This is a genomic window from Sulfitobacter sp. 1A13421 (genome assembly GCF_043557285.1).
In the GTDB taxonomy this organism is placed as follows: domain Bacteria; phylum Pseudomonadota; class Alphaproteobacteria; order Rhodobacterales; family Rhodobacteraceae; genus Sulfitobacter; species Sulfitobacter faviae.
In genome coordinates this window covers 1-2,436 of the sequence record NZ_JBIFFQ010000024.1, presented here as the reverse complement: position 1 = coordinate 2,436, position 2,436 = coordinate 1, and the positions used below count along the sequence as shown (strand labels likewise).

1 protein-coding gene and 1 pseudogene are annotated in these 2,436 nt (G+C 56.7%); both read right to left on the bottom strand.

Annotated elements, in window-relative coordinates; translation table 11 throughout:
- Positions 1-42 precede the first annotated feature (42 nt).
- Entirely contained in the window at positions 43-834 is a 792-nt protein-coding gene (gene istB, locus ACGYLI_RS18045) for an IS21-like element helper ATPase IstB (RefSeq protein WP_394420169.1), read from the bottom strand.
- Positions 824-2,353: pseudogene (gene istA, locus ACGYLI_RS18040) on the bottom strand (IS21 family transposase). Before istA ends, istB begins: the two are co-directional and overlap by 11 nt.
- Positions 2,354-2,436: the final 83 nt, after the last annotated feature.

Here is a 2,436-nt window from a genome sequence, read left to right as displayed (position 1 = left end):
TTTTCACCGAGATTTGACCCACCCTCAGTTATGCGTCGTGGTTTATGACGCGGTCAATGTTTTGGTCTCCTTTCCTGTTTTCTTTGCAGCCTCAGCGCTGGCCTTGAAGCGGTAGCTATCGTTTCCAGTCTCGAGGATGTGGCAGCGGTGGGTAAGCCGATCCAAGAGAGCGGTGGTCATCTTTGCGTCTCCAAAGACCTGCGCCCACTCTGAGAAGCTGAGGTTGGTGGTAATAATAACGCTGGTGCGCTCATACAGCTTACTAAGCAGATGAAAGAGCAGTGCCCCTCCAGATGAACTGAACGGCAGGTAGCCAAGTTCGTCTAAGATAACCAAATCGACCTTGGTCAGCATCTCAGCCAGTTTCCCAGCCTTTCCAAGCGCTTTCTCTTGCTCCAGTGCATTAACCAATTCCACGGTCGAGAAGAAGCGGACCTTTCGCCTGTGATGCTCGATCGCCTGCACACCAATTGCTGTAGCAGTATGGCTTTTGCCGGTTCCGGGGCCGCCGATCAGCACGACATTTTCAGTCGCTTCAATGAACTCGCACCGATGCAACTGTCGGACTGTTGCCTCGTTGATCTCACTGGACGCAAAGTCAAAGCCGGTGAGGTCTTTGTATGCGGGGAAGCGGGCGACCTTCGTGTGGTAGGCGATAGACCGTACCTCGCGTTCGGCGATCTCGGCCTTGAGCAGCTGTGACAGCATTGGTGTGGCAGCTTCGAACGCTGGCGCGCCCTGGGCGACCAAGTCTTCAATCGCATTTGCCATGCCGTACAGCTTGAGACTGCGTAGCATGATCACGATAGAGGCTCCTGCTGGGTCATGACGCATGGCGCTTCTCCTCAGTCTGTCGCAACCCGTCATAGCGATCGACGTTGGCCTCTGGCGTTGTCTGCAATGCCAGTGCGTCCGGCGGATCGACCTCGGGGTGATCTGTCGGTCTGCGGTCGATCAATCGATGCAACAGGTTCAGGATGTGCGTCTTGGTGGGGACGCCCGCTTCAAGTGCCAGCTCCACTGCGCACAAAACGTCCTCTTCGTTGTGCTGAAGGACCAGAGACAGAACGTCGACCATCTCTCGGTCACCGCCTTCTTTGCGCAGCATGTGATCCTGCAATTGACGGAAGGCATTCGGCATCTCCGTGAACGGCGCACCATTCCGAAGTGCGCCCGGTTTGCGTTGGATAACAGCGAGATAGTGGCGCCAGTCATAGATGACTTTGCCGGGCTTGCGATGAGATCGCTCGATGATCCGCGCATGCTCGCAAACCGTTTGCCCTTCAGCGACCACGACCAGCCGTTCGGGATAGACATGCAAACTGACACGGCGGTTCGCAAAACTGGCGGGAACGCTGTAGCGATTGCGTTCGAACGTGATCAGGCATGTGGGTGACACACGCTTACTGTGTTAGATAAAGCCATCGAATGCCGGCGGCAGTGCCATCAGCGTAGGCTTCTCGGCCTCCCACACGTCAGCGATGGACCCCGGCAAAGCCTTGTGCGGTGTCTCTGCCCAAAGGGCGATACAGCGATCTTCAAGCCATTGGTTCAGCTCTGCCAGATCGGCGCAGACCGGCATGACCTGCCACATGCGGTTGCGCGCATCCTGCACATTCTTCTCAACCTGGCCTTTCTCCCAACCTGCGGCTGGATTGCAGAACTCGGGCTCAAACACGTAGTGGCTGGCCATAGCCTTGAAGCGTGCATTGACGTCCCGCTGCTTGCCTTTGCCCACACGATCAACGGCGGTCTTCATATTGTCATAGATCCCGCGACCAGGCACGCCGCCGAAGACGCGGAATGCATGCCAGTGGGCGTGAAACAGCATCTCGTGCGTTTGCAGCGGGTAGGCCCGCACCAAGAAAGCGCGGCTGTGTGACAGTTTGATATGCGCGACCTGAAGTTTGACGCGCTCACCGCCGATGTTGGCCCAGTCCTCGCTCCAATCGAATTGGAAGGCTTCGCCGGGCTCGAACACCAAAGGCACGTAGGTGCCGCGCCCCGTCGTCTGTTCCGCTCGATGCCGATCTTCACGCCATGCCCGGGCGAAAGCTGCCACGCGTTCATAGGAACCATTATATCCCAGCTTCACCAGATCAGCATGCATTTGCTTCACTGTCCGCCGCTCTTTGCGTGACTTCCGCGTCTGGATTAAAAGCCAGGCTGACAGCCAATCCGCGTAGGGGTCCAGCTTGCTTGGACGCTTGGGCGTCTTGAACCTCGGTTCCACCGCTCCTTCACGCAGATACTTCTTGATCGTGTTCCGAGACAAACCCGTCCGCCGGGCAATCTCCCTGATTGGCATTTTGTCACGCAATGCCCAGCGTCGAATGACACTCAAAAATCCCATGTCGATCACTCCAAATCCCCCCAACCAAAAACGTCGGGGAAGTGTGTTCACATGGGTCAATTCTCAGTGACAATTTATGGGGC